We start from the raw sequence: 20,922 nt of genomic DNA, 5'->3' as shown, positions 1-20,922 counted from the left end.
CGACGGCCGGTCCAGGCGGACGCCCGCCTGGACCGGTCGGGATCCGCTCAGCCGAGGGTGTAGCGGATGGGCAGGTGCTTGAGGCCGCCGACGAAGGTCGTGGCGGTCCAGCGGGGGGTGCCGGCGAGCTCGACCGAGCGCAGGCGGGGCAGGAGCTCGCGGTACAGGGCCTGGATCTCCATGCGGGCCAGGGCGGCGCCCAGGCAGTAGTGCACGCCGAAGCCGAACGCCAGGTGGCGGTTGGGGTCGCGGCCGACGTCGAAGGTGAACGGGTCGTCGAAGACGTCCTCGTCGCGGTTGGCCGAGGGGTAGGACAGCAGGACGGCCTCGCCCTCGGCGATGGGGACGCCCGCGACCTCGGTGTCCTGCGCGGCGGTGCGCATGAACTCCTTGACGGGGGTGACCCAGCGGATCATCTCGTCGGTGGCCTTCGGCAGCAGCGACAGGTCGTTCCGCAGCCGCTCGAACTGGTCGGGGTGGGAGATGAGCGCCTCCAGGCCGCCGGAGATGGTGGCGCTGGTGGTGTCGTGCCCCGCCGTCGCGACGATCACGTAGTAGGAGGCGATGTCGACGTCCGACAGCGGCTCCCCGTCGACCTTCGCGTTGGCGATCGCCGAGGCCAGGTCGTCGGTGGGGTTCGCGCGGCGGGCCGCGGTCAGCCCGTTGAAGTAGTCGAAGAACTCGAAAAGCGTCTGGAGCTGGTCCTGCGCGCTCTCGCCGCGGCGCAGCTCCTCGTCCTGGCCGCCGAACAACTCCTGGGTGAGCTGCAGCATCCGGGAGAAGTCGGACTCCGGCAGGCCCAGCAGCGACAGGATCACGTACAGCGGGTAGTGCACGGCGACCTGCTGCACGAAATCGCACTCGCCGCCGAACTCCGCCATCCGGTCCACGTACTGGCGGGCCAGCTCGTCGATCCGCGCCTGCATCGCCCGCATCGCCTTGGGCCGGAACCAGTCGGCGCCGATCGCCCGCACCACCCGATGCTGCGGGTCGTCCATGTGCACCAGGGTGCGCAGCTCCATGCCCAGCTCCCGCTGTTGGGCCTGCAGGGCGTCCATCTCCGCGGTGGCCAGCAGGGTGCGGGGAGCGCTCAGGAACAGCTGGTTGTTCCGCTCGACCTCCATCACGTCCGCGTGCCGGGTGACCGCCCAGAACGGGTTGTAGCCGGGGGCTTCGACGCGGTGGACGGGGGACTCCTTGCGCAGGAGCGTCAGCGCGGCGTGCAGCCGCTCCTCGTCGGCGTAGGAGGCGGGGTCGGCCACCATGAGGCCGGCTTCGTGGACGGAGAGGGTTCGGCTCATTGTGCTGTCTTCCGGTAGGGGTGGATGGAGACGGTCAGACCGCGTAGTTGCGCATGACGCGCAGGGCCGCTTCGGCGTGGGGGCCCCGGGTCTCCAGGGCGGTTTCCGAGGGCGGCAGGCGGTGCGCCCCCACCCGGCAGAACTGCCCCGCGGGCCCGGTGATCGCGGAGGGTGCCTCCGGGTCGCCGAACCTCCAGAGCTCTCCCGAGGGTCCGGTGAGCTCGCAGAACACCGGACCGCCCTCCCGCCCCGCGACGGCGAAGGCGTACGGCAGCGTCCGGTGGCCCAGCCAGGCTATGTGCCGAAGCCTCGCGGTGTCCGGGTAATCCAGGCCCAGCGGCGCCATGACGTCGAGCGTGTGCGCCCAGTGCTCGGCCAGCCTCGTGGTGGCGAGCGTCCTGGGGGACAGCGGGATGGTCGCCCACGACAGCCGGGTGTCCGGCGGGCAGGCCCGCAGCGCTCCGGGCGTCGCCCCGGCCGCCTCACGCCACCGCGCGAGCACCTGGGAGCCGGACCCCCGCTCGCTGACCACCCGCTGGTCCATCAGCTCGTCCAGCGGTGTCCCGTCCTGGCGTCCGAAGGCGTCGCGGTCCCCGGCGATCGAGGCCAGGACGAGCTCCTCGCTCTGCGCCAGATGCAGCACCACGTCCGCGACGCTCCAGCCCGCGGCCCCGGACTCCAGCCCCCACTGCTCGGGGTCCAGCCCCGCGAGCAACCCGTCGAGATGCGCGTACTCGGCTTCGAGGTCCTCGAAGACCTCGGATCCAGACATCGTCGTCATCCGCACAAAATAACCGCCCACTTACCTCCCCGTCGATACCGTCCGTCGAGGAGTGGCGAGCGCCTCGCGAGGGACCGATGGGCGGGTGGCGGCCGAGGCGCCCGGCCGTCTCAGTCGGGTGGGAGGAGGGGACCCAGGGGGCCGAGGTCGAGATTGAGGTCGCGGGGGTCGATGTCGAAGCGCTCCTCCAGCTCGGCCATCGCCTCCTCCAGACGCATCAGGGCCAGGCCCAGCTGCTCGACCTTGTCGTCGGAGAGGTCTCCGCCCTCGACACGGCGGAGGGCCTGGCGTTCCATGAGCTGGCGGATGAGTTCGATGAGGGTGAGGACGAGGCGTACGAGGTCGCGCTGGACGGCCTCGGGATCGGTCTCTATCCGGTGCGCCAAACGACGGCCCGGCTCAGGGCGGTACGGGCTCGGGCTCACCGCGCCAGGTCCTCGTCGTCCACGATGCGGGCCATCTCCGGGCGGATGGAGGCGATGATCGCGCGGAGGGAGATGTGGACGAGGTCGACCTCCGCGATGGAGATGGTGATGTCACCCGTGATGACGACGCCGCCCGCCAGCAGCCTGTCCAGCAGGTCCACCAGGGCGACGGGCTGTTCCCTCGCCGGTCCCGTCGTACGGAACTCGGGGCGTTGGTCTAGGGCCCCGTCCATGCCTCCTCCTCTTCTGGCTCCTCCTCGGCCGCGAACGAGTAGGGCGCCCACGGGCCGGTGAGCCGCACCCTGACGTCGGGATGCAGACGGGTCAGGTGCGCGACGGCGTCGTGGAACTCCTCGACGCGGGCGTCATCGACGAGGTAGGCGGCGTTGAGGAGCATCCAGCCCTGTTCTCCGGACAGCTGCGGGTCCTGGGGACGGTGCAGACGCGTCGCGACGGCGAGGTCGCAGAGCTGGCAGTGGATGTATTCCGCGACGGCCAGGACCTTGCGGCGCTCCTCCTCCGCCGTGTTCCGCTGCACGAGCCGACGCTGCAGATAGGACGTGCCGGGGCGTGAAGGGGCTTCTTTCCCGGCCGGAGCGGAGGCGGACTCGGGTCGCTTCACATCCGCGTACACCTTCACACCCCATTCGGTGCGGCCGGTGATCCGGTCCAGCGCGCCGACGAACTCCTCCCGGCGTTCTCTGAGCGCCTTACGCACCCGTTCTTCGTTCCGGTAGACGGTGACCAGGCCCAGCGGCACGGTGGCAGCCCTCTCCAAGGCGGCGTCCACCACCGCGTGGTGCGCACGGGCGGTGGACTCCAGCCATTCGATGTCCTCGAGGTTCTCGCGCAGGGCCGCCTCGCCGAACTCCGACAGGCTCACCCGGCTTCCCAACGCGATCAGCCCGTCCTGCTCCATGAGCAGGACGGGCGCTCCGGACACCCCCTTGACGTCCTTCAGCGCCTCACCCGGCAGGTCACGGGTGATGCCGTACACGTAGATCCCGAAGCCGGGGGACTCCGTGTCACTCACGGCGATCCTCCTCGTAGTACTCCTCTTCGACCTCCTCCGGGTACTCCTCCGTCCCCGCCTCGAGGTCGGCCACCCGCTCCCGCAGCCTGCGGTTCTCCTCCACCATGTCGCGGTGGCCGGTGGAGAGCGTCGGGTCGTTCTCCCACCAGTTGATGCCCATCTCCTTGGCCTTGTCGACGGAGACGATCACCAGCCGCAGCTTGATGGTCAGCAGCTCGATGTCGAGCAGGTTCACCTGGATGTCGCCGGCGATGACGATGCCCTTGTCCAGGACCCGTTCCAGGATGTCGGCGAGGTTCGCGGGCTCGCTGCGCCGGGACTGGGGGGCTCCTCTCCCGTAGCCCCCGTAACCGGACATCTCCCTGCCAGGCGGCTCGCTCATGGCGGCCCGCCCGACCGCCCGGAGATCATCCGACTCAGCAGTTCGTTCTGCAGGTCCGCCGCCTCCTCCTCGGAGAGCTCACCGGAGGCCCGCGACCGGTCGATCTCCGAGAGCCGCCTCCGAACCGTCGCGGGGTCGTACATCTGCCGTTCCGCCTCCTCCTGGATGCGTTCCGCCAGCCATACGACGCCGCGTACGGGAGCCAGAGGGAAAGTGAGCAAGCCGCTGATCAGTCCCATGACTCACGCCTCCTGCGGTTGCGGTACGAAGTCGTACGGGGCGAGCGGGCCGAGCAGACGCAGTCGGATACGCCCGTCCCAGCGTTCCCCCAGCTCGTCCACCTCCTGCTCGAACCGCGCACGGCCATCGTCGTCGACGAGGAAGGCGACGTCCGCAGCCGTTTCCTCGTCTTTCGGCTCGCGCGGAGATACGGCGAGCGCATGCGGGGAAAGCGTCTCCGTCAAGGCGTCGGTGTCCGCCTGGCGTTTCTGCTCCAGCGCCTGGACGATGAGTTCCCCGAGCCGTATCCGGTCGTAGTACGCGGCGTCTTCCGGCATGTCACGGGTGGTCTGCTGGAGCCGCCTCACCTCCGGCTGCTCTTCCAGGACCTCACGGAGCACCGTCTCCTCCACGTACGTGCCGATGACGACGAACTCGTGGCGGCCCTTCAGGTCCTCCAGGACGGACACGAACCAGTCGTGGTGCGGGTTCAGCATCTCCTCGGCCACCGCGTCCGCCGTGGTGACCACGGCGCCGAACCGCAACGGAAGCACCGTCGTGTGCTCGGCCACCGCCGCCACCACGCCCTCGTGCGCGAGCAGGTCGTCGCGGCTTCCGAGCGGGCCGCTGGGGAGGAACTCGCTGACCACGGCGGCCACGTCCCCCACCTCCACCAGGAAGACCTCGCCTCCACCGGTGCCCTCCAGCGCTTCTGGAAGCTCGGCGTCGGCCGGGATGACCCCGTAGACGTAGCAGACGGGGTTGGCCGTGGCCGTTCCGCCTTCCTCTCGCTCGGTCGTCATCGCTCACGCTCCCCATGCGACGGCCTGCGACGGCGTGGCTCCCGCACCTCCTCCTCGAAGCGCTCGTCTTCTTCCTCGCCGCCGAGCGCGTCCTGCACGGTCTCCTTGGCCGCGTCCAGCACCCCCTGGGTCTTGCCCTTGGCCCCCTCGCGGGCACCGCCTTCGGTGATGCCCTGCACCAGATCCGGCAGGCCCTTCCCGCCCTTCTCGTAAAGGTCGAGCCTGTTGGTGGCCTCGGCGAACCGCATATAGGTGTCCACGCTCGCCACCACGATCCGCGCGTCGATGGTGATCAGCTCGATGCCGACCAGGGACACCCTGACGAACGCGTCGATGACCAGGCCCTTGTCCAGGATCAGATCGACGACGTCCGCCAGCCCCCCGCCGGCCGAACGCTGGACGGGAGACCCCGCCCCCTTGCCCGGAGATATCGTCATGGGTCCGCCCCCTCGTGCTCAGGATCCGCGTCTCGCCGGCTGCCGCCCCCGGACCTGCCGCTCCTCCGTCTCGGCCCCCGGACGCCTCCGGGCGGGTCGGCGGGGCTGTTCCTCCTCCGACGTGGTGGGGACGGGCCGCCGCCGCGGCCGCCTCTGCCTCTCCTCCCTCGGCTCCTCGGGTTCCTCCTCCTCTTCGCGGGACTCCTCGCCCTCGTAGGGCTCCGTCTCCTCGCGCTCCTCCTCTTCGCCGCGGGACTCCTCGCCCTCGTAAGGCTCCGCCTCGTCGTACGGTTCCGCCTCCCCGTGAGGCTCCGTCCCGCGCTTGCCCCGCTCGCGCCCGGCCGGCTCTTCCCGACGGCCGGCGTCCTCCTCCTCCAGCGCCTCCTCGTGGCTCTTCACGACCTCTCCGTCACGGATCTCGCCGCGCCAGCCCTCGATCTCGTCGGCCTGCAGGATCGCGTACGACATCACGTGCCGCCGGAAGTGCTTGAGTTCCAGCCGGGCCCGCCGCCCCTGCGCCCGCCAGAGGTTCCCGGTGCGCTCGAAGAGTCCCTGCGGGTGGTACTCCATGACCAGGCAGATGCGGGTGAGGTTCGGGGCCAGTTCGGAGAACGACACCGCCCCGTCGACGTGCCCCTTGGCGCCCTTGGACCGCCAGACGATGTGGTCGTCCGGCACCTGCTCGACGATCTTCGCCTCCCAGGTGCGGTGCGACCACCACACCTGCGCCTTCCAGGTGGTCTTCCCTTCCTCCGTCTGCTCGGCCTGCTCCACCTTCTTGGTGAAGGTGGGGAAGTCCTCGAACTGCGTCCACTGGTCGTAGGCGAGCCGCAGCGGAACCCCCACGTCGATGGTCTCGACGATGTTGGTGAGCTTGAGCTTCTTCTTGCCCCCGCCCTTCCCGATCTGCTTGATCTTCTCCTTCAGCCCGGTCATCCCGGCGCTGAGCGCGGCCCGGACCGGCCCCTTGCCCTCGGTGAGCGCGCCGACCCCGCTGAGCGCGGCCTTCACCCCCGGGCCGCCCCCGTCCTCCTGCTCCGCCCTCTGCAGCAGGTCGTGCGCGGTCTCGCTCACCTTCCGCCCGGCCTTCTCCCCGGCCGACGCCAGCGCCTTCTCCGCGTAAGCACCCAGGAAGCCCTTCGCCTCCTGCGCCAGCCTGCGCACGGGCAGGTCCTCGAGCAGGCCGGCGGCCTTCCCCCTGGGCTGGTCTTCCTCGCTCATCCCCCGACCCCCTCAATCCGTGTCACCGCGACGTCCGGGCCCTCCCCGAGGACCTCTCCTCCCCGGTCGGCACTCGCCGCCGGGTCTTCACCGCCCGAACAGGCTCCTCCTCGTCCCCCTCGTCCTCGTCCCGCGCGTAGGGGCCTTCCTCGTCCTCGTACTCGGCCTCCTCGCGCCCGCGCCTCGCAGGAGGCTCGTACTCCTCGTCCTCCCAGGACTCCGGACGTTCTTCGCGCTCCTCGCGTCCTTTGCGTCCCTGCTCTCCGGGAGCCCCCGGCCCGCCGTGCCTTCCACGCCGGCCGTGGTGCTTCCCGTGTCTCCTGTGCTCCTCGTGCTCCCCGGGTTCCTCGCGCTCCTCCGTCTCCAGGAGCGATCCGGCCCTTCCGCCGGCTCCGGCGAGCCCCGACTTCACGGTCTTCGCGGCCTTCCCGGCCTTCTCCCCGGTCCAGCCCTCCGCGTGCAGCGCCTCCGTGCGCTCGTGCAGGATGTCGCTGAGCGACTCCACGGGAGTGCTCGCCGCCTTCTTCGCCAGCTCCGACCCCGCGCCGGCCAGCCTGCCGCGCAGATCTCCGGTGATCTGGTCCAGCGAGCCGCCCAGGGCCGTACGGCGCAGGATCTCCCCCGCGTTGCCCGGCAGCCTGCCGCCGGCGGCCATGAGCGCCAGGATCGCCGCCAGCCTGGCCCTGTGACTCCGCCCCAGCAGATAACCCCCGACTACCGAGACGGCTATTCGGCCTCCGCCTTTCATGCTTCCCCCTGCATGGTCGCGGTCGGCAGCATGCGATGAGAACGTGCCCTGGAGCCACATCATGACGTGGCCCACCGCAGGTCGCCGCACGTGCTCCCTTGCTCTGTCCCTTGTGAGATTAATGCGACAAATCGCCAGAGAATTAGATGCAAACCGACCTTCAGGGACTTTTTGCGCCCGCTTCGCCTTCGATAGATCACCGGGATGCGGCGGCCGCCCCGACATGGAAGGCCGTCACCGCGGGTAACCAGAAGGCGTGCGGTTGCCGATCGACCGCTCGCTCCGCGCGGAGCGGTCCCGGACCCCGCTGTGGCTGTGGCCCGTGCTCTCGAGCATGGCGGGCTTCGCCGCGGCGGTGGTGTCCGTGCGCATGCACGAGAGGGGCCTGACCCCTCCGGTCTGGGCGCGCTGGCACGGCGACTCCGCCTCCGCCAGGACGCTGCTGCAGGCGGTGGCCGGCTCGGTGATCACCGTGACCGGCCTGACCTTCTCGTTGACGGTCGTGGCCCTGCAGCTGGCCTCGCAGCAGTTCTCACCGCGGCTGCTGCGCGAGTTCACCCGTGACCCCGTCATCAAGGCGGTCCTGTCCGCGCTGGTGAGCACCTTCGTCTTCACCACCGTGACGCTGCGGTACATCCAGGACGGCGAGCCCGCGCCGAACCTGGCGATGTTCGTCGCCTCTCTGCTGAGCATGGTCGCGCTGGTGGCCGTCCTCGGCTTCCTCACGCACCTCGCCCGGCTGCTGCGGGTGGACACGATGATGTTGTCGGTCCACGACCAGACCGACCGGATGATCTCCACCTACTACCCGGCCTACGAGGACGAACGCCCGCGGTCCCCCGGCGCGACGCCCCCCGGCGGCACGGACCTGCGCGCGGAGACCAGCGGGTTCGTCCAGCTGATCGTGCTCGGTCCGCTGCTGCGCACGGCCTCGGCCCACGACCTCGCCGTCGAGGTCACGGTGCGTCCCGGAGACCATGTGGTGAAAGGGACCCCGATCGCGACGGTCTGGAGCGGGCCGGGTCGCGAACCCGACCTCGAGGAGATCGGGAAGGCCGTGCGGGAAGGCATCGAGATCGGTTACGAACGCACCATCGAGCAGGACGTCGCCTTCGGTTTCCGCCAGCTCACCGACATCGCGGTCAAGGCCCTGTCGCCCGGCGTCAACGATCCGGTCACCGCAGCCCACGCCATCGGCCACGTGGCCGACCTCATGGTCCGCCTCACCGGGCGGCGCCTCGGCGCCACCCTCCATTCGGCCGGCCGGGGCGAGGGCCGGGTCGTCATCCCCGACCGCGACCTGGAGTACTACCTCGAGCTGGTCTGCGGGCCGATCCGCCGGTACGGCCGCCACGAACCCGCCGTCCTGAACGCGTTGCTGCGCATGCTGCGCGACGTGGCGGTCTCCGCCCGCGACGACGGCCAGCGCGAGCAGATCGCCTTCCAGACCGACCTCGTCGTCGCGGGCCTGCCCTCCGAGCCCGTCGCCCACGACACCGAGCAGGTCGAGGACATGGTCGACCGGGTCCGCCACGCCCTGAACGGCGATCTGCGCTCCGCCTACCGCGACCGCAGCGGGGAGACCCGCTCCATCTGAGACGCCTCCCGGGCCTGCGGCTCACTCCGGCCGGTCGGGCGTCGAGGCGGCGGCCTGGACCTCGCGGTCGAGAGCCGAGGAGAGGTCGGTGGCGAACGGACCCCCGATAGGGACGAAAGGCCCTCGGAGAACGGGGATCGGGCGGGGACCCTGAACCCATGGACTTGGTGCGGTGGTTCGACGAGCTTTCACTGAAGGACGTCCCGGTCGTGGGCGGCAAGAACGCCTCGCTGGGAGAGATGGTCCGGGCACTGCCCGGAATACCCGTCCCGAACGGATTCGCCACCACGGCGGACGCCTACCGGGAATTCCTGCGCTCCGGCGGACTCGACGAGCGGATCACCGAACTCCTCGGCCGGCGGGCGACGGGGGCCTCGCTGGCCGAGGTGGGGACGGCGATCCGCGAACTCATCCTCCGGACCCCGCTGCCCGGCCCCCTGGCCGAAGCCGTCACCGCCGCCTACGCCCGGCTCGGAGACGGGATCGAGGTCGCGGTGCGCAGCAGCGCCACCGCGGAGGACCTGCCGGAGGCCAGCTTCGCCGGGCAGCAGGAGACCTTTCTGAACGTCCGCGGCGCCGACGCGGTGCTGGAGGCCGTCCACCGGTGCTTCGCCTCGTTGTTCACCGACCGGGCGATCAGCTACCGGGGGCACCACGGCTTCGAGGGGCTGGACGTGGCCCTGTCGGTGGGCGTGCAGCCGATGGTCCGCTCCGATCTGGGGGCCGCCGGGGTGCTCTTCACCCTCGACACCGAGACCGGCTTCCCGCACACGCTCGTGGTGAACGCCTCCTACGGGCTCGGCGAGGCCGTGGTCGGCGGCAAGGTGGACCCCGACGAGTACACCGTGTTCAAACCGCTGCTCGACAAGGCGCCCTGCCCGATCCTGACGCGCAGCCGGGGCCGCAAGGAGACCAAGATCGTCTACGCCGAGGAGGGTACCCGCACGGTCGAGACGACCGCCGCCGAGCGGGAAGCGCTGGCGCTCACCGACGAGGAGATCCTCCGGCTCAGCCGGTGGGCGGTGCGGATCGAGGACCACTACGGCACCCCCATGGACATCGAGTGGGCCAAGGACGGGCGGAGCGGGGAGCTGTTCATCCTCCAGGCCCGCCCGGAGACCGTCCAGGCCCGCAGGCAGGCCGGTTTCCTGCGCTCCTACCGGCTGGTGCGGGCGGGCGAGCGGCTGCTGACCGGCATCGCGATCGGCGAGGCGGTGGCGTCCGGAAAGGTCTGCCGGCTGGACGACCCCGCCGACCGGGACTCCTTCCCCGACGGCGCGATCCTGGTCACCGCCGACACCGACCCCGACTGGGAGCCGATCATGAAACGGGCCGCGGCGGTCGTCACCGACCACGGCGGCCGGACGTCGCACGCCGCGATCGTCAGCCGGGAGGTGGGCGTCCCCGCGATCGTCGGCACCGGAGAGGCCACCCGCCTCCTGGAGGCCGGGCGGGAGATCACGGTCTCCTGCGCCGAGGGCGACCGGGGCCGGATCTACGCGGGCGTCGCCGAGGTCGAGGTCCAGGAGCTGGACTTCTCGGATCTGCCGCGCACCCGCACCAAGGTCATGCTGAACCTGGCGAACCCGGCCGCGGCCCTGCGCTGGTGGCGGCTGCCCGCCGACGGCGTGGGCCTGCTGCGGATGGAGTTCCTCGTCAACGACCACGTCAAGGTCCACCCGATGGCGCTCGTCCACCCCGACCGCGTGTCCCCCGAGGACCAGGCGGCCATCGACGAACTGACGCGGGGCTACGACGCCCCCGCCGACTACTTCGTGGACCGGCTCTCCTCCGGGATCGGCCGGATCGCCGCCTCCCGCTGGCCGAACCCGGTGATCGTCCGGATGAGCGACTTCAAGACCAACGAGTACGCCCGGCTCGTCGGAGGCCGCGCCTTCGAACCGGACGAGGCCAACCCGATGATCGGCTGGCGCGGCGCGTCCCGCTACTACAGCGACGGCTACCGCGACGGTTTCGCCCTCGAGTGCCGGGCCCTGCGCCGGGTCCGCGAGCAGATGGGCCTGAGCAACGTCATCCTCATGATCCCGTTCTGCCGCACCCTCACCGAGGCCGACTCCGTCCTGTCCGTCCTGGCCGAGAACGGGCTGCGGCGCGGCGAGGACGGCCTGCGGATCTACGTCATGGCCGAGATCCCCGCCAACATCATCCTGGCGAAGGAGTTCGCCGAGCGTTTCGACGGCTTCTCCATCGGCAGCAACGACCTCACCCAGCTCACCCTGGGCGTGGACCGCGACTCCGCCGCGCTGTCCCACCTGTTCGACGAACGCGACCCCGCCGTCCTGACCAGCATCACCCGCCTCATCTCCGACGGGCACGCAGCGGGCAGCAAGGTCGGTCTCTGCGGGCAGCGGCCCAGCGACGACCCGGACTTCGCCCGCTTCCTCGTCCAGGCGGGCATCGACTCCATCTCCGTCACCCCCGACAGCTTCCTCGCCGTCAAGAACAACGTCGCCGCCGCCGAGGCCGAGCTCTGACCCTCCGGCCAGGTTTTCGTGTGTCTCTTTTGTGTCCTGTTAGAGACACGGTGTTTCATCGAGGTAAAACCAATCTAGCTGCGTAAATGCGGCATTAAGATGATGTTTCGCCCCTTTTGGCCATTCTTGTCACCGTGATTGCATCCTCCTGACAGCAACAGGAGACAGGCCGACGACGCTCCCGCAGCCGCCCTGTTGCTTCCGCCGGAGGCAACCACATGGCAGAGGAAAAACTCGACCTCAAAGTGATCAACGGCACGGTCGTGCTGGGGGACGGGAAGTACAGGCTCGGGATCGGGGTCAAGGACGGCGTCATCGTGGCGCTGGCGCCCGACGAGCTGCTGCCCGACGCCAAGGAGGTCGTGGACGCGCGCGGGAACTACGTGATCCCCGGCGTCGTCGACTCCGAGGCCCACCCGGGCTGCTACGTCCCGTTCGAGTACGACATGCGGACCGAGTCGAAGGCCGCCGCGTGCGCGGGCATCACGACGTGGGGCATCCAGGCGCCCGTCACCCGGATGGGGACCGAGCCGTTCAAGGAGATCGTGGGCAAGGCCGACGTCGTCTCCTTCCACGAGGCGTTCCCGTCGGCCAAGCGCGTCATCGAGGACGTGTCGTTCACCGACGCCTACCTGACGTACATGCTGGAGACCGACGAGCAGGCCGACGAGATCCCCGAGTACGTCGAGCAGCACGGCGTCACGGACTACAAGCTGTACCTCCAGACGCGCGGCATGAAGGGCATGTCCGACGCCGAGGACAACAACTGGCCGTCACGCCGGGCGGGACTCGGCACGGGCATCGACGACGGCACCGTCTTCCGGGTGATGGAGGAGGCCGCGCACTACGGCGGCATGGTCCACATCCACCCGGAGAACTGGGAGATCGGCCGCATCTTCGAGGAGCGCCTGCGCAAGGCCGGACGCAAGGACTTCGGCGCGTGGACCGACCGCTCGCCGGACTTCCTGGAGGCGCAGCACATCCGCGCCTACTCCTACATGGCGCAGCAGACGCCCGGCCGTGTGTCCCTCTACCTGCAGCACTGCACGACCCAGCTCAGCTTCGACGAGGTGCTGAAGGCCCGCGGCGAAGGCGTGGACGTCTACGCCCAGACCGGCCCCGCCTGGCTGTGGGCCGAGCCGGAGTACGGCTGGCGCATCAACGTCCCCCTGCGGCGCCGCGAGAACATCGAGGCCCTGTGGGTGGCGCTCGCCGACGGCATCGTCGACGTCGTCGGCTCCGACCACGTGGTCGGCTGGGAGCCCGCCACGTACGAGGAGATGTACAACGCCAACATCTGGGACTGCCGCACCGGCTTCTCCCGCGTCGAGATGCTGCTGCCCGTCCTGCTGTCCGAGGGCGTGGCCAAGGGCCGCATCTCCATCGAGCGCATGGTCCAGGTCGTCTGCGAGAACCCCGCCAAGACCGCCGGCCTGTGGGGCAAGAAGGGCTCGCTGCTGCCCGGCTTCGACGCCGACATCACGATCGTCGACGCCGGACGCGAGGTCACCGTCGGCAAGGAGCACCTGAACACCCGCTCCGGCTGGTCGATCATGGAGGGCCACACCTTCACCGGCTGGCCCGTCAAGACGATCCTGCGCGGCAAGGTCACCGCCGAGTGGGCCGACGACTCCCCCGGCATGCGCCCGGTCGGCGAGGCCCGCGGCCTCTATCTTCCCCGGACGCCCGCCGGCTCCAAGCAGGCGTACGCGGTCACCGAGCCGACCCGCGTGGCCCCCAGCAACCGCTGGCTGGGCACCGACTTCACCCGTCCGGGCTTCTCCAAGGAGACCCTCAAGTACACCGCCATGAAGGGGAACTGACGTGGGCGCCCTCTACGAGCGGGGCGTGGCCCCGTGGGACGACGTTCTCGACGAGACCGACCGGACCGTCTTCGAGGCGGCCGGATGGGGCCGCCGGGCCGGTTTCGGCTCGCGTCCGGCGATCGTCGTCATCGACGTCAACTACAACTTCTGCGGCGACAACGCCGACCCGATCCTGGAGTCCATCAAGCGCTGGCGCTACGCCTGCGGCCCCGAGGCGTGGACGCGCGGTGTCCCGGCCATCATCCGCATCCTGGAGGCGGCCCGGAGCAAGCGCCTGCCGGTCATCTACACCACCAACCCGCGCCGCCCCGACGGCTTCGACCTCGGCGTGTGGAACGACAAGAGCCACCGCTCCGAGGACGTCGTGGACGTCATGGGCCACCGCGGCAACGACATCGTCGACGAGGTCGCACCTGAGGACGGCGACATCTTCATCGAGAAGCGCAAGCCGTCCGCGTTCTTCGGCACGCCGCTGATGAGCCACCTCACCAACCTCAAGGCCGACTCGCTGATCCTGATGGGCTCCACCACCAGCGGCTGCGTACGCGCTACCGCGGTGGACGCCATCTCCTACGACCTGAAGGTGACGATCCCGCACGAGGCCGCGTTCGACCGCTCCCAGCTGTCGCACAAGGTCGCGCTGATGGACGTCCACATGAAGTACTGCGACGTCACCGACACCGACGACGTCGTCGAGTACCTGGAGTCGCTGGAAGCCGGCCTGTTCGACGCCCAGTTCCCGCCGGCCGCGGCGAAGGCGGGCGCGTGATGGCCGGTTTCCCGATCCGCAGGTTCATCACCCAGGTCACCGAGGACCTCAGCTGCGAGGGCATCGTCGCCGACAAGCCGCTGCGCAAGGTCGTCGTCGGAGCCGTCATCGCCAACCCGTTCGCGGGCGAGTACCACGAGGACCTGTCCGCGGCCGTGGAATGGTCACCGGAACTCGGCAAGCTGCTCGGCGGCATGGCCGTGGAGGTGCTCGGCGAGCCCGCGCTCAGCTACGGCAAGGGCGGCATCGCCGGGACCAACGGCTCCCAAGAGCACGTCGTCGCCTTCGTCACCACGCCGTTCGGCAACGCGCTGCGCGACGCGGTCGGCGGCGGCGCGGCCTGGGTCTCCTCGGCCACCTGTGTGGGCGCGGCGGGCACCCCGCTGACCCTCCCGCTCGCGCACAAGGACGCCCTGTACGTCCGGGACCACTACGACGCCGTCACCCTCCACCCGGCTGACGCGCCGTACCCGGACGAGGTCCTGATCGCGGTGGCCGTCGCCAACCGGGGCCGTCTCAACGCCCGTCTCGGCGGGATCTCCGCCGACGAAGTGGTCGGAAAGGACGGACTGACGTGACGAAGCCGGGTCCGCTGCTCTCGTTCAACGCCGTCACCAGGACCTTCGGGAAGGTCCAGGCCGTCGCCCCGGTCGACCTGCGGATCTCCCGAGGCGAGTTCGTCTCGGTGATCGGCCCGTCCGGCTGCGGGAAGTCCACCCTCCTCCGGCTGGCCTCCGGTCTCGACCAGGCCAGCTCGGGCGAGGTCGTACGGACGACCGACAACGTCGGATACGTCTTCCAGGACGCCACGCTGATGCCCTGGCGCACCGTCCGGCGCAACGTCGAACTCCTCGGCGAGCTCGCCGGCGGCAACCGCGGCAATGTGAGGATGCGCGCGCAGGCCGCACTGGAGTCCGTCGGCCTGGCGGACTTCGGCGGCCATCTGCCCCGGCAGCTGTCCGGCGGCATGAAGATGCGCGCCAGCCTGGCCCGCGCCCTGGTGCTCGAACCCGAACTGTTCCTGTTCGACGAGCCCTTCGGCGCCCTGGACGAGATCACGCGGACCCGGCTCAACATCCAGCTCATGGAGCTGTTCGTGGAGCACCGGTTCGGCGGGCTGCTCATCACCCACTCGGTGGACGAGTCGGTCTTCCTCTCCGACCGGGTGGTGGTGATGTCGGCCCGCCCCGGCCGGATCGTCGCCGAGTTCGCCATCCCGTTCGCGTTCCCCCGGCCGGCGGAACTGCGCTACACCGCGGAGTTCGCCGAGCTGTCCGGACGGGTGGCCAAGGCCTTGGAGGAGGCGTCATGAAAGGCCTCAAGCGCAGGCTCGTCCTGGGCCTGCCGCCGCTGGGCGTGCTGGTCCTGATCCTGGCGGGCTGGTACCTGACCACCTACCGGATCCTCGAACCCGACCGGCGCTTCCTGCTCCCCCCGCCGCACGAGGTGATCGCCGAGGGCTTCCTCGAAGCGAAGATCCGCATGGACATCCTCGAGGCGGGCTGGGTGACGTTGAAGGCCGCGCTGATCGGCCTGGCCATCGCGTTCGTGATCGGCTCGGTGCTGGCCGTCCTCATGGCCCAGGCCCGCTGGGTGGAACGTTCCCTCTACCCGTGGGTGATCTTCCTGCAGACCATCCCGATCCTGGCGATCGTGCCGGTCATCGGCTTCTGGTTCGGCTACGAGCTGACCGCCCGGGTCGTGGTCTGTGTGATCATCGCCGTCTTCCCGCTCGTCATCAACCCGCTGCAGGGCCTGCTCGGCGTCGAGCGCGGCCTGCACGACCTGCTCACCCTGGCCCGCGCCAAGCCGTTCACCCGGCTGGTCAAGCTGCAGATCCCGGCGGCGATGCCGCAGGTGTTCGTGGGGCTGCAGAGCGCGGCGGGCCTGGCCATCGTCGGCGCCGTGGTCGGCGACTTCTTCTTCGGCCGCGGCGAGATCGGCCTGGGCCTGCTGCTGTCGCGCTACAGCTCCCGCCTGGAGTCCGCCGAGATGCTGGCGACGGTCTTCGCCGCGGCGATCCTCGGCATGGCCGTCTTCTGGGTCTTCGGCGCGCTCGGCCGCCGGCTCGTCGGCCGCTGGTCCGACGCCTGGGGCGCGGCCGAACGGCAGTCCGCCTCGCCCGGCTCCTCCTGACACCTCCCACCCATCCTTTCCGTTCCCCCGTCCCCTTCTCCCAGACCCCTCACCGGTCACCGCACCGGACGCCACGAAAAGGACACCCCATGCCCGCCAGTTCCTTCCTTCGCCGTGCCCTGAGCACGACGGCCCTGCTCACCTCCGTCGGACTGCTCGCCACGGCCTGCGGCGACGAGGACCCCACCGAGGCCAAGGCCGACCGCTCCGGAGTGCTCTCCGAGGTCTGCCCCGCGACCGTCGTCTTCCAGGCCGACTGGGAGCCCGAGTCCGAGCACGGCGGCATCTACCGGCTGCTCGGCGACGAGTACGAGATCGACGTCCAGAAGAAGGCGGTCCGCGGCCCGCTCATGGCCGGCGGAAAGGACACCGGCGTCGACGTCGAGATCCGCATCGGCGGCGCGCCCGTCGGCTACCAGAGCGCGCAGTCGCTGCTCTACCAGGACAAGGACATCATGTTCGGCTACGGCCGGGTCTCGGAGTACATGGTCACCCAGAAGGAGAACCCGGTCGTCTCGGTCGTGGCCCAGCTGGAGAAGAGCCCTTACGCCGTCTACTGGGACCCCAAGACCTACCCCGAGGCCGAGACGATCGCCGACCTGAAGGCCGAGAACGTCAAGATCCTCATGGGCTCCGAGGTCACCGTCTGGCAGGAGTACCTGGTCGGGACCGGCGTCATCGCCCCGTCGCAGATCGACCAGAGCGACGCGCCCAAGCCCGCCACCTTCGTCGCCGCCCGGGGCAAGGACGCCGAGGCCGGCTTCATCACCGCCGAGCCGTTCATGTACGAGAAGGAGATCAAGGCCTGGGGCCGCCCGGTCAAGGGCCAGCTCGTCCACGACACCGGCTACCCCGAGTACTTCCAGTCGCTGGTGGTCCGCAAGGAGGACGTGACGGCGAAGAAGGACTGCCTGTCCAAGCTCGTCCCGATCCTCCAGCAGTCCCAGATCGACTACATCACCGACTACTCCGAGACCAACGAGCTGATCATCAAGCTGACCGAGGAGTACGGCACCGGCTGGACCTACACCCCCGCCGGAGCCGAGTTCTCCGTCAAGGCCCAGATCGACATGGGCCTCGTCTCCAACGGCGACGACAAGACCCTCGGCGACTACGACCCGGCCCGCGTCCAGACCCTCATCGACCTGGTCTCCAAGTACGCCAAGGACGCCGACGTCAAGGGCACCACCCCCGACGACCTGGTCACCAACGAGTTCATCGACCCGTCCATCGGCCTCAAGAACTGACCCTCCCCCGCGCCGGGCACGGCGTGCCCCCTCTCCCCGGCACGCCGTGCCCCCCTCCCGCCCTCCGACCCGAGTGAGGACCTCATGCCCCGCGACAGCTACACGCTCGCCGTAGCCCAACCACGCACCGCGCCTCCCGAACGCCGGGCCGAGAACGTCGGCCGGGCCGTGGAGCTGATCGCCGAGGCCGCCGGGCGGGGCGCCGACCTGGTGCTCTTCCCCGAACACTGCCCCGGCCCGTTCTTCCCCGGTGAGGACTTCGACGCCGCGCCCGCACTGTCGGCCGCCGCGGCCGAGCACGGCATCGCGGTCTGCTGGAGCCGGATGGAGCAGGGCTCCGACGGCCTGTGGCGGCTGACGGTGTACGTCGTCGACAGGACCGGCGAGCAGGTGCTGCGCTACGAGCGCAGCCACCCGGCGACCGTCCCCGTCTCCGACACCGGCGCCCACGTCGCGCCCGGCCCGGTGCTCGCCTCCTTCGAGCTCGACGGCGTCCCGATGGGCATCGCGGTCTGCTCGGAGCTGTGGATCCCCGAGCCCGCCCGGGTGCTGGCGCTGCGCGGCGCGCAGATCCTGCTCTCCCCGGCGGGCGGCGGCTTCACCAGCCTCGCCCCCAACTGGGAGCTGATCGCCCGGGTCCGCGCCATCGAGAACCAGTGCTACCTGGCCCTCACCCACAACCTCTACGACGTCGAGTCCGGCTCGGCGATGATCACCGGCCCGGAGCACCCGCTGGTCCACGCCGGACGCGCCGAACTGGCCGTGGCGACCGTCGACCTGGCCCGGCTGCGCTGGCTGCGCGAGAACGACGACCAGCTCGGCGCGGTCAAGTCCTTCGACTCCATCCCCGGGCTGCTGCGCGCCCGCCGCCCCGAGCTCTACGGCGAGCTCGCCGAACCCCGAGACGACCTCTTCGACTACCACGCCCGGCCCGCGACGGAGGCGGCACGATGAGCGGAAAGACACTGATCCGGGGCGCTCACGTCCTCACCGCGGGTCCGGCGGGTGCGCTCCGCGACGCGGCGGTGCTGGTCGAGGGTTCGACGATCACCGCGGTCGGCCCGTACGCGGAGCTGAAGGCCGCCCACCCCGACGCCGCCGAGCTCGGCGGGCCGCACGACCTGGTACTGCCGGGCTTCGTCAACACCCACGGGCACTTCTCCGAAGGACTGATCACCGGACTGGCCGAGGGGTTCACCCTCTGGGAGTGGCTCCACGCGCTGATCGACCCGGTGGCGCCGCACCTGAACCGCGCTTCGGCGTACATGGGCACGATGCTCTCCGGCATCCAGATGCTGCGCAGCGGCATCACCACGGCGAACGACATGTTCTGCTCCGACCCGGGCGCCGACGAGCCCCTGACCCCCGGCGTCGTCGCCGCGCTGGACGAACTGAACCTGCGGGGCGTGGTCTCCTTCGGCGCCGGTGACATCCCGGTCGGCTCCGTCACCGCGCAGCTGGAGGAGCACGCGGCGCTCCTGGAGTCCGCAGAAGCGAGCCGGCTGAGCACGTTCCGGGTCGGCGTCGGCGCGATCGGCGGGCAGAGCGAAGAGCTCTTCGCCGCCTCGGTCGAACTCGCCGTCGGCGGCGGCCACGGGGTGCACATCCACCTCCAGGAGGTCCGGGAGGAGGTCACCGCGACCTTCCAGCGGTACGGCGCCACACCGATCGCGCACTGCGCCAGGGAAGGGCTGTTCGCCGCGCCGACGCTGGCCGCGCACTGCGTCTGGGTGGACCGCCACGACCGGCGGCTGCTCGCCGACCACAGGGTCGGGGTGGCTCACAACCCGGTCTCCAACATGATCCTCGCCTCCGGTGCGGCTCCCGTCATGGAGATGCGGGCCCTCGGCGTCAACGTGGGGATCGGCGTCGACGGGGCGGCGTCCAACGACAGCCAGGACATGCTCCAGGCGATCAAGTCGGCGGCGCTGCTGGCCCGCGTACACGCGATGCAGGCGACCGCGATGACCGCCCGCGAAGCGTTCGAGATGGCCACGATCGGCGGCGCGCGGGCGCTGGAGATGGACGACGTGATCGGCTCCCTGGAAGTCGGCAAGGCCGCCGACGTGGTGGTGCTCGACGGATCCTCGCCGACGCTGGCCAACATCCACGACCCCTACCAGGCCGTCGTGTACGTGGCCGGGTCACGCGAGGTGAAGGACGTGCTGGTGGACGGGCGTCCGAGCGTGGCGGACGGAGAGGTCGTCACGGTCGACGCGGCGGAGATCGCCGAACGATCCCGTCCGATGGCCCGCGACCTGGTCCGGCGGGCCGGCCTCGCGCACCTCTCGGAGCTGGCCCGATGAGAACCCTGATCACCGGCATCGGCACGCTGCTCACCGGGAACGTCGACGCCCCCGTCGGAGAGCCCGGCGACCTGCTCGTCACCGACGGACGGATCGCGGAACTGAACACCTCCGTCACCGCCGCCGAGGTGGACCAGGTGATCGACGTGCAGGGCGCGACACTGGCGCCCGGTCTCATCGACTCGCACTGCCACGTGGTGCTCGGCGACTACACGCCCCGGCAGACGGCCGTCGGCTTCCTCGCCTCCTACGTGCACGGCGGGATCACGTCCGTCATCTCCCCCGGCGAGATCCACCTGCCCGGACGGCCGCACGACGCCGCCGGGGTGAAGGCCCTCGCCGTCCTCGCGCAGCGCTCCTGGAGCGACTACCGGCCCGGCGGGATGAAGGTCAACGGCGGCTCCGTCGTGCTGGAGCCGGTGCTCACCGAGGAGGACTTCCGGGAGCTCGCCGCCGAGGGGGTGCGCTGGGCGAAGTTCGGGTTCGGCCGGTACGCCGACCCCGCCGACGGCCTGGCGCAGGTCAGCGCCGCGCAGCGGGCCGGGATCCTGGTCACCTGCCACTCCGGCGGGGCCTCCATCCCGGGATCCAAGCCGATCACGACCGACCACCTGATGCTGCTGAAGCCCGACGTCTGCGGGCACATCAACGGCGGCCCCACCTCGCTGGACTCCGACGGGCTGCGCACCATCGTCCGGGACGGCGGCATGGCGCTGCAGCTCGTCCAGGCCGGGAACCTGCGCAGCGCGATCGAGCTGGTCGAGCTGGTGCGCGAGTACGGGGCGGAGCACCGGGTGGTGCTCGGCTCCGACACCCCCACCGGAACCGGCACGATGCCGCTGGGCGTGCTGAAGACGGTCGCCGAGCTCAGCTCCCTGGCCGGGGTCGACCCGGCGGTGGCGTGGGCGTGGGCGACGGGCAACGTCTCGTCGGTCTACTCGCTGGAGGCCGGGCTCATCGAGCCGGGACGTCCCGCCGACCTGGTGGTGCTCGACGCGCCCTGGGGCTCGCAGGCCCCCGACGCGCTCGGCGCGCTCGCCCGCGGCGACATCCCCGGCATCAGCCTGGTGCTCATCGACGGCGAGATCAAGGCCCTCACCAGCCGGAACACCCCCGCGGCCGCGCGCAAGGCGCGGATCACCCCGCACATCCCCGAACCGCCCGGCTCGGCGCACGTCTGCTGACGAGGAGAGATC

Annotated in this window: 22 protein-coding genes; 11 read left to right on the top strand and 11 right to left on the bottom strand. The window is 70.5% G+C overall.

The genetic code is table 11. The annotated features are described in order from the left end of the window. Window positions 1–47: 47 nt before the first annotated feature. From ABGB12_RS19255 to ABGB12_RS19205, 11 genes are all read right to left on the bottom strand, one after another. Entirely contained in the window at window positions 48–1,301 is a 1,254-nt protein-coding gene (locus ABGB12_RS19255) for a cytochrome P450 (protein ID WP_347679775.1), read from the bottom strand. Window positions 1,302–1,335: 34 nt separating this feature from the next. Further along, window positions 1,336–2,082, bottom strand: a complete 747-nt coding sequence (locus ABGB12_RS19250; RefSeq protein WP_347679773.1) for a maleylpyruvate isomerase family mycothiol-dependent enzyme — start codon at window positions 2,080–2,082, stop codon at window positions 1,336–1,338. A gap of 110 nt (window positions 2,083–2,192) precedes the next feature. Next, complete coding sequence (locus ABGB12_RS19245; protein WP_347679771.1) at window positions 2,193–2,507, bottom strand: gas vesicle protein K; 315 nt, start codon at window positions 2,505–2,507, stop codon at window positions 2,193–2,195. Beyond that, the gene (locus tag ABGB12_RS19240) at window positions 2,504–2,740 is read right to left on the bottom strand and encodes a gas vesicle protein (protein WP_347679769.1); all 237 of its coding nucleotides are present in this window, start codon (window positions 2,738–2,740) and stop codon (window positions 2,504–2,506) included. The genes ABGB12_RS19245 and ABGB12_RS19240 overlap by 4 nt, the downstream gene beginning before the upstream one ends. Continuing rightward, on the bottom strand, window positions 2,725–3,540 hold the full coding sequence (locus tag ABGB12_RS19235; protein WP_347679767.1) for a GvpL/GvpF family gas vesicle protein: 816 nt from the start codon (window positions 3,538–3,540) through the stop codon (window positions 2,725–2,727). The genes ABGB12_RS19240 and ABGB12_RS19235 overlap by 16 nt, the downstream gene beginning before the upstream one ends. After that, a complete protein-coding gene (locus tag ABGB12_RS19230) occupies window positions 3,533–3,898 on the bottom strand; it encodes a gas vesicle protein (protein ID WP_347680649.1) in 366 nt (121 codons plus the stop codon). Before ABGB12_RS19230 ends, ABGB12_RS19235 begins: the two co-directional genes overlap by 8 nt. 20 nt (window positions 3,899–3,918) lie before the next feature. Beyond that, window positions 3,919–4,161: a c-type cytochrome biogenesis protein CcmI gene (ccmI, locus tag ABGB12_RS19225; protein ID WP_347679765.1), complete on the bottom strand. Its 243-nt coding sequence runs from the start codon at window positions 4,159–4,161 to the stop codon at window positions 3,919–3,921. Between the two features lie 3 nt (window positions 4,162–4,164). After that, the gene (locus ABGB12_RS19220; RefSeq protein WP_347679763.1) at window positions 4,165–4,944 is read right to left on the bottom strand and encodes a GvpL/GvpF family gas vesicle protein; all 780 of its coding nucleotides are present in this window, start codon (window positions 4,942–4,944) and stop codon (window positions 4,165–4,167) included. After that, window positions 4,941–5,381: a gas vesicle protein GvpJ gene (gene gvpJ / locus ABGB12_RS19215; protein ID WP_347679761.1), complete on the bottom strand. Its 441-nt coding sequence runs from the start codon at window positions 5,379–5,381 to the stop codon at window positions 4,941–4,943. Before gvpJ ends, ABGB12_RS19220 begins: the two co-directional genes overlap by 4 nt. Window positions 5,382–5,399: 18 nt before the next feature. Then, window positions 5,400–6,602 carry an SRPBCC family protein gene (locus ABGB12_RS19210; RefSeq protein WP_347679759.1) on the bottom strand — a complete coding sequence of 401 codons (1,203 nt, stop codon included), beginning with the start codon at window positions 6,600–6,602 and terminating at the stop codon, window positions 5,400–5,402. Window positions 6,603–6,624: 22 nt separating this feature from the next. Next, the gene (locus tag ABGB12_RS19205) at window positions 6,625–7,350 is read right to left on the bottom strand and encodes a hypothetical protein (protein ID WP_347679757.1); all 726 of its coding nucleotides are present in this window, start codon (window positions 7,348–7,350) and stop codon (window positions 6,625–6,627) included. 256 nt (window positions 7,351–7,606) lie between these two features. Here ABGB12_RS19205 and ABGB12_RS19200 point away from each other — a divergent pair, with 256 nt between their 5' ends. The 11 genes from ABGB12_RS19200 (at window position 7,607) to ABGB12_RS19150 (ending at window position 20,910) form a co-directional block, all read left to right on the top strand. Beyond that, window positions 7,607–8,947 carry a DUF2254 domain-containing protein gene (locus ABGB12_RS19200; protein ID WP_347679755.1) on the top strand — a complete coding sequence of 447 codons (1,341 nt, stop codon included), beginning with the start codon at window positions 7,607–7,609 and terminating at the stop codon, window positions 8,945–8,947. A 158-nt stretch (window positions 8,948–9,105) separates the two neighbouring features. Further along, complete coding sequence (ppsA, locus tag ABGB12_RS19195) at window positions 9,106–11,442, top strand: phosphoenolpyruvate synthase (protein WP_347679753.1); 2,337 nt, start codon at window positions 9,106–9,108, stop codon at window positions 11,440–11,442. A gap of 218 nt (window positions 11,443–11,660) precedes the next feature. Continuing rightward, window positions 11,661–13,265 (top strand): amidohydrolase family protein, encoded by a 1,605-nt coding sequence (locus tag ABGB12_RS19190; protein WP_347679749.1) that lies wholly within the window; start codon window positions 11,661–11,663, stop codon window positions 13,263–13,265. Between the two features lies 1 nt (window position 13,266). Continuing rightward, window positions 13,267–14,037, top strand: a complete 771-nt coding sequence (locus tag ABGB12_RS19185; RefSeq protein WP_347679747.1) for an isochorismatase family protein — start codon at window positions 13,267–13,269, stop codon at window positions 14,035–14,037. Continuing rightward, window positions 14,037–14,615 carry an amino acid synthesis family protein gene (locus ABGB12_RS19180; RefSeq protein WP_347679745.1) on the top strand — a complete coding sequence of 193 codons (579 nt, stop codon included), beginning with the start codon at window positions 14,037–14,039 and terminating at the stop codon, window positions 14,613–14,615. Before ABGB12_RS19185 ends, ABGB12_RS19180 begins: the two co-directional genes overlap by 1 nt. Continuing rightward, window positions 14,612–15,349 carry an ABC transporter ATP-binding protein gene (locus ABGB12_RS19175; protein WP_347679743.1) on the top strand — a complete coding sequence of 246 codons (738 nt, stop codon included), beginning with the start codon at window positions 14,612–14,614 and terminating at the stop codon, window positions 15,347–15,349. The genes ABGB12_RS19180 and ABGB12_RS19175 overlap by 4 nt, the downstream gene beginning before the upstream one ends. Next, window positions 15,346–16,173: an ABC transporter permease gene (locus ABGB12_RS19170; protein ID WP_347679741.1), complete on the top strand. Its 828-nt coding sequence runs from the start codon at window positions 15,346–15,348 to the stop codon at window positions 16,171–16,173. The genes ABGB12_RS19175 and ABGB12_RS19170 overlap by 4 nt, the downstream gene beginning before the upstream one ends. A gap of 89 nt (window positions 16,174–16,262) precedes the next feature. Then, window positions 16,263–17,420: a hypothetical protein gene (locus ABGB12_RS19165; RefSeq protein WP_347679739.1), complete on the top strand. Its 1,158-nt coding sequence runs from the start codon at window positions 16,263–16,265 to the stop codon at window positions 17,418–17,420. A gap of 84 nt (window positions 17,421–17,504) precedes the next feature. Next, the gene (locus ABGB12_RS19160) at window positions 17,505–18,374 is read left to right on the top strand and encodes a carbon-nitrogen hydrolase family protein (RefSeq protein WP_347679737.1); all 870 of its coding nucleotides are present in this window, start codon (window positions 17,505–17,507) and stop codon (window positions 18,372–18,374) included. Then, window positions 18,371–19,726, top strand: a complete 1,356-nt coding sequence (locus ABGB12_RS19155; RefSeq protein WP_347679735.1) for an amidohydrolase — start codon at window positions 18,371–18,373, stop codon at window positions 19,724–19,726. Before ABGB12_RS19160 ends, ABGB12_RS19155 begins: the two co-directional genes overlap by 4 nt. Continuing rightward, window positions 19,723–20,910, top strand: coding sequence for an amidohydrolase family protein (locus tag ABGB12_RS19150; protein WP_347679734.1), 1,188 nt, complete (start codon window positions 19,723–19,725; stop codon window positions 20,908–20,910). The genes ABGB12_RS19155 and ABGB12_RS19150 overlap by 4 nt, the downstream gene beginning before the upstream one ends. Window positions 20,911–20,922 lie beyond the last annotated feature (12 nt).

The organism is Actinocorallia sp. B10E7 (assembly GCF_039871655.1).
GTDB lineage: Bacteria > Actinomycetota > Actinomycetes > Streptosporangiales > Streptosporangiaceae > Actinocorallia.
Note: the sequence above shows the minus strand (reverse complement) of the source record. Positions and strands in the feature narration are given on the sequence as shown.

Coding starts and splice junctions, on each gene's coding strand:
- ABGB12_RS19180 (WP_347679745.1), top strand. CDS start 14,037: ATGGCCGGTTTCCCGATCCGCAGGTTCATCACCCAGGTCACCGAGGAC.
- ABGB12_RS19255 (WP_347679775.1), bottom strand. CDS start 1,301: ATGAGCCGAACCCTCTCCGTCCACGAAGCCGGCCTCATGGTGGCCGAC.
- ABGB12_RS19210 (WP_347679759.1), bottom strand. CDS start 6,602: ATGAGCGAGGAAGACCAGCCCAGGGGGAAGGCCGCCGGCCTGCTCGAG.
- ccmI (WP_347679765.1), bottom strand. CDS start 4,161: ATGGGACTGATCAGCGGCTTGCTCACTTTCCCTCTGGCTCCCGTACGC.
- ABGB12_RS19170 (WP_347679741.1), top strand. CDS start 15,346: ATGAAAGGCCTCAAGCGCAGGCTCGTCCTGGGCCTGCCGCCGCTGGGC.
- gvpJ (WP_347679761.1), bottom strand. CDS start 5,381: ATGACGATATCTCCGGGCAAGGGGGCGGGGTCTCCCGTCCAGCGTTCG.
- ppsA (WP_347679753.1), top strand. CDS start 9,106: ATGGACTTGGTGCGGTGGTTCGACGAGCTTTCACTGAAGGACGTCCCG.
- ABGB12_RS19190 (WP_347679749.1), top strand. CDS start 11,661: ATGGCAGAGGAAAAACTCGACCTCAAAGTGATCAACGGCACGGTCGTG.
- ABGB12_RS19155 (WP_347679735.1), top strand. CDS start 18,371: ATGAGCGGAAAGACACTGATCCGGGGCGCTCACGTCCTCACCGCGGGT.
- ABGB12_RS19230 (WP_347680649.1), bottom strand. CDS start 3,898: ATGTCCGGTTACGGGGGCTACGGGAGAGGAGCCCCCCAGTCCCGGCGC.
- ABGB12_RS19240 (WP_347679769.1), bottom strand. CDS start 2,740: ATGGACGGGGCCCTAGACCAACGCCCCGAGTTCCGTACGACGGGACCG.
- ABGB12_RS19220 (WP_347679763.1), bottom strand. CDS start 4,944: ATGACGACCGAGCGAGAGGAAGGCGGAACGGCCACGGCCAACCCCGTC.
- ABGB12_RS19205 (WP_347679757.1), bottom strand. CDS start 7,350: ATGAAAGGCGGAGGCCGAATAGCCGTCTCGGTAGTCGGGGGTTATCTG.
- ABGB12_RS19150 (WP_347679734.1), top strand. CDS start 19,723: ATGAGAACCCTGATCACCGGCATCGGCACGCTGCTCACCGGGAACGTC.
- ABGB12_RS19250 (WP_347679773.1), bottom strand. CDS start 2,082: ATGACGACGATGTCTGGATCCGAGGTCTTCGAGGACCTCGAAGCCGAG.
- ABGB12_RS19165 (WP_347679739.1), top strand. CDS start 16,263: ATGCCCGCCAGTTCCTTCCTTCGCCGTGCCCTGAGCACGACGGCCCTG.
- ABGB12_RS19160 (WP_347679737.1), top strand. CDS start 17,505: ATGCCCCGCGACAGCTACACGCTCGCCGTAGCCCAACCACGCACCGCG.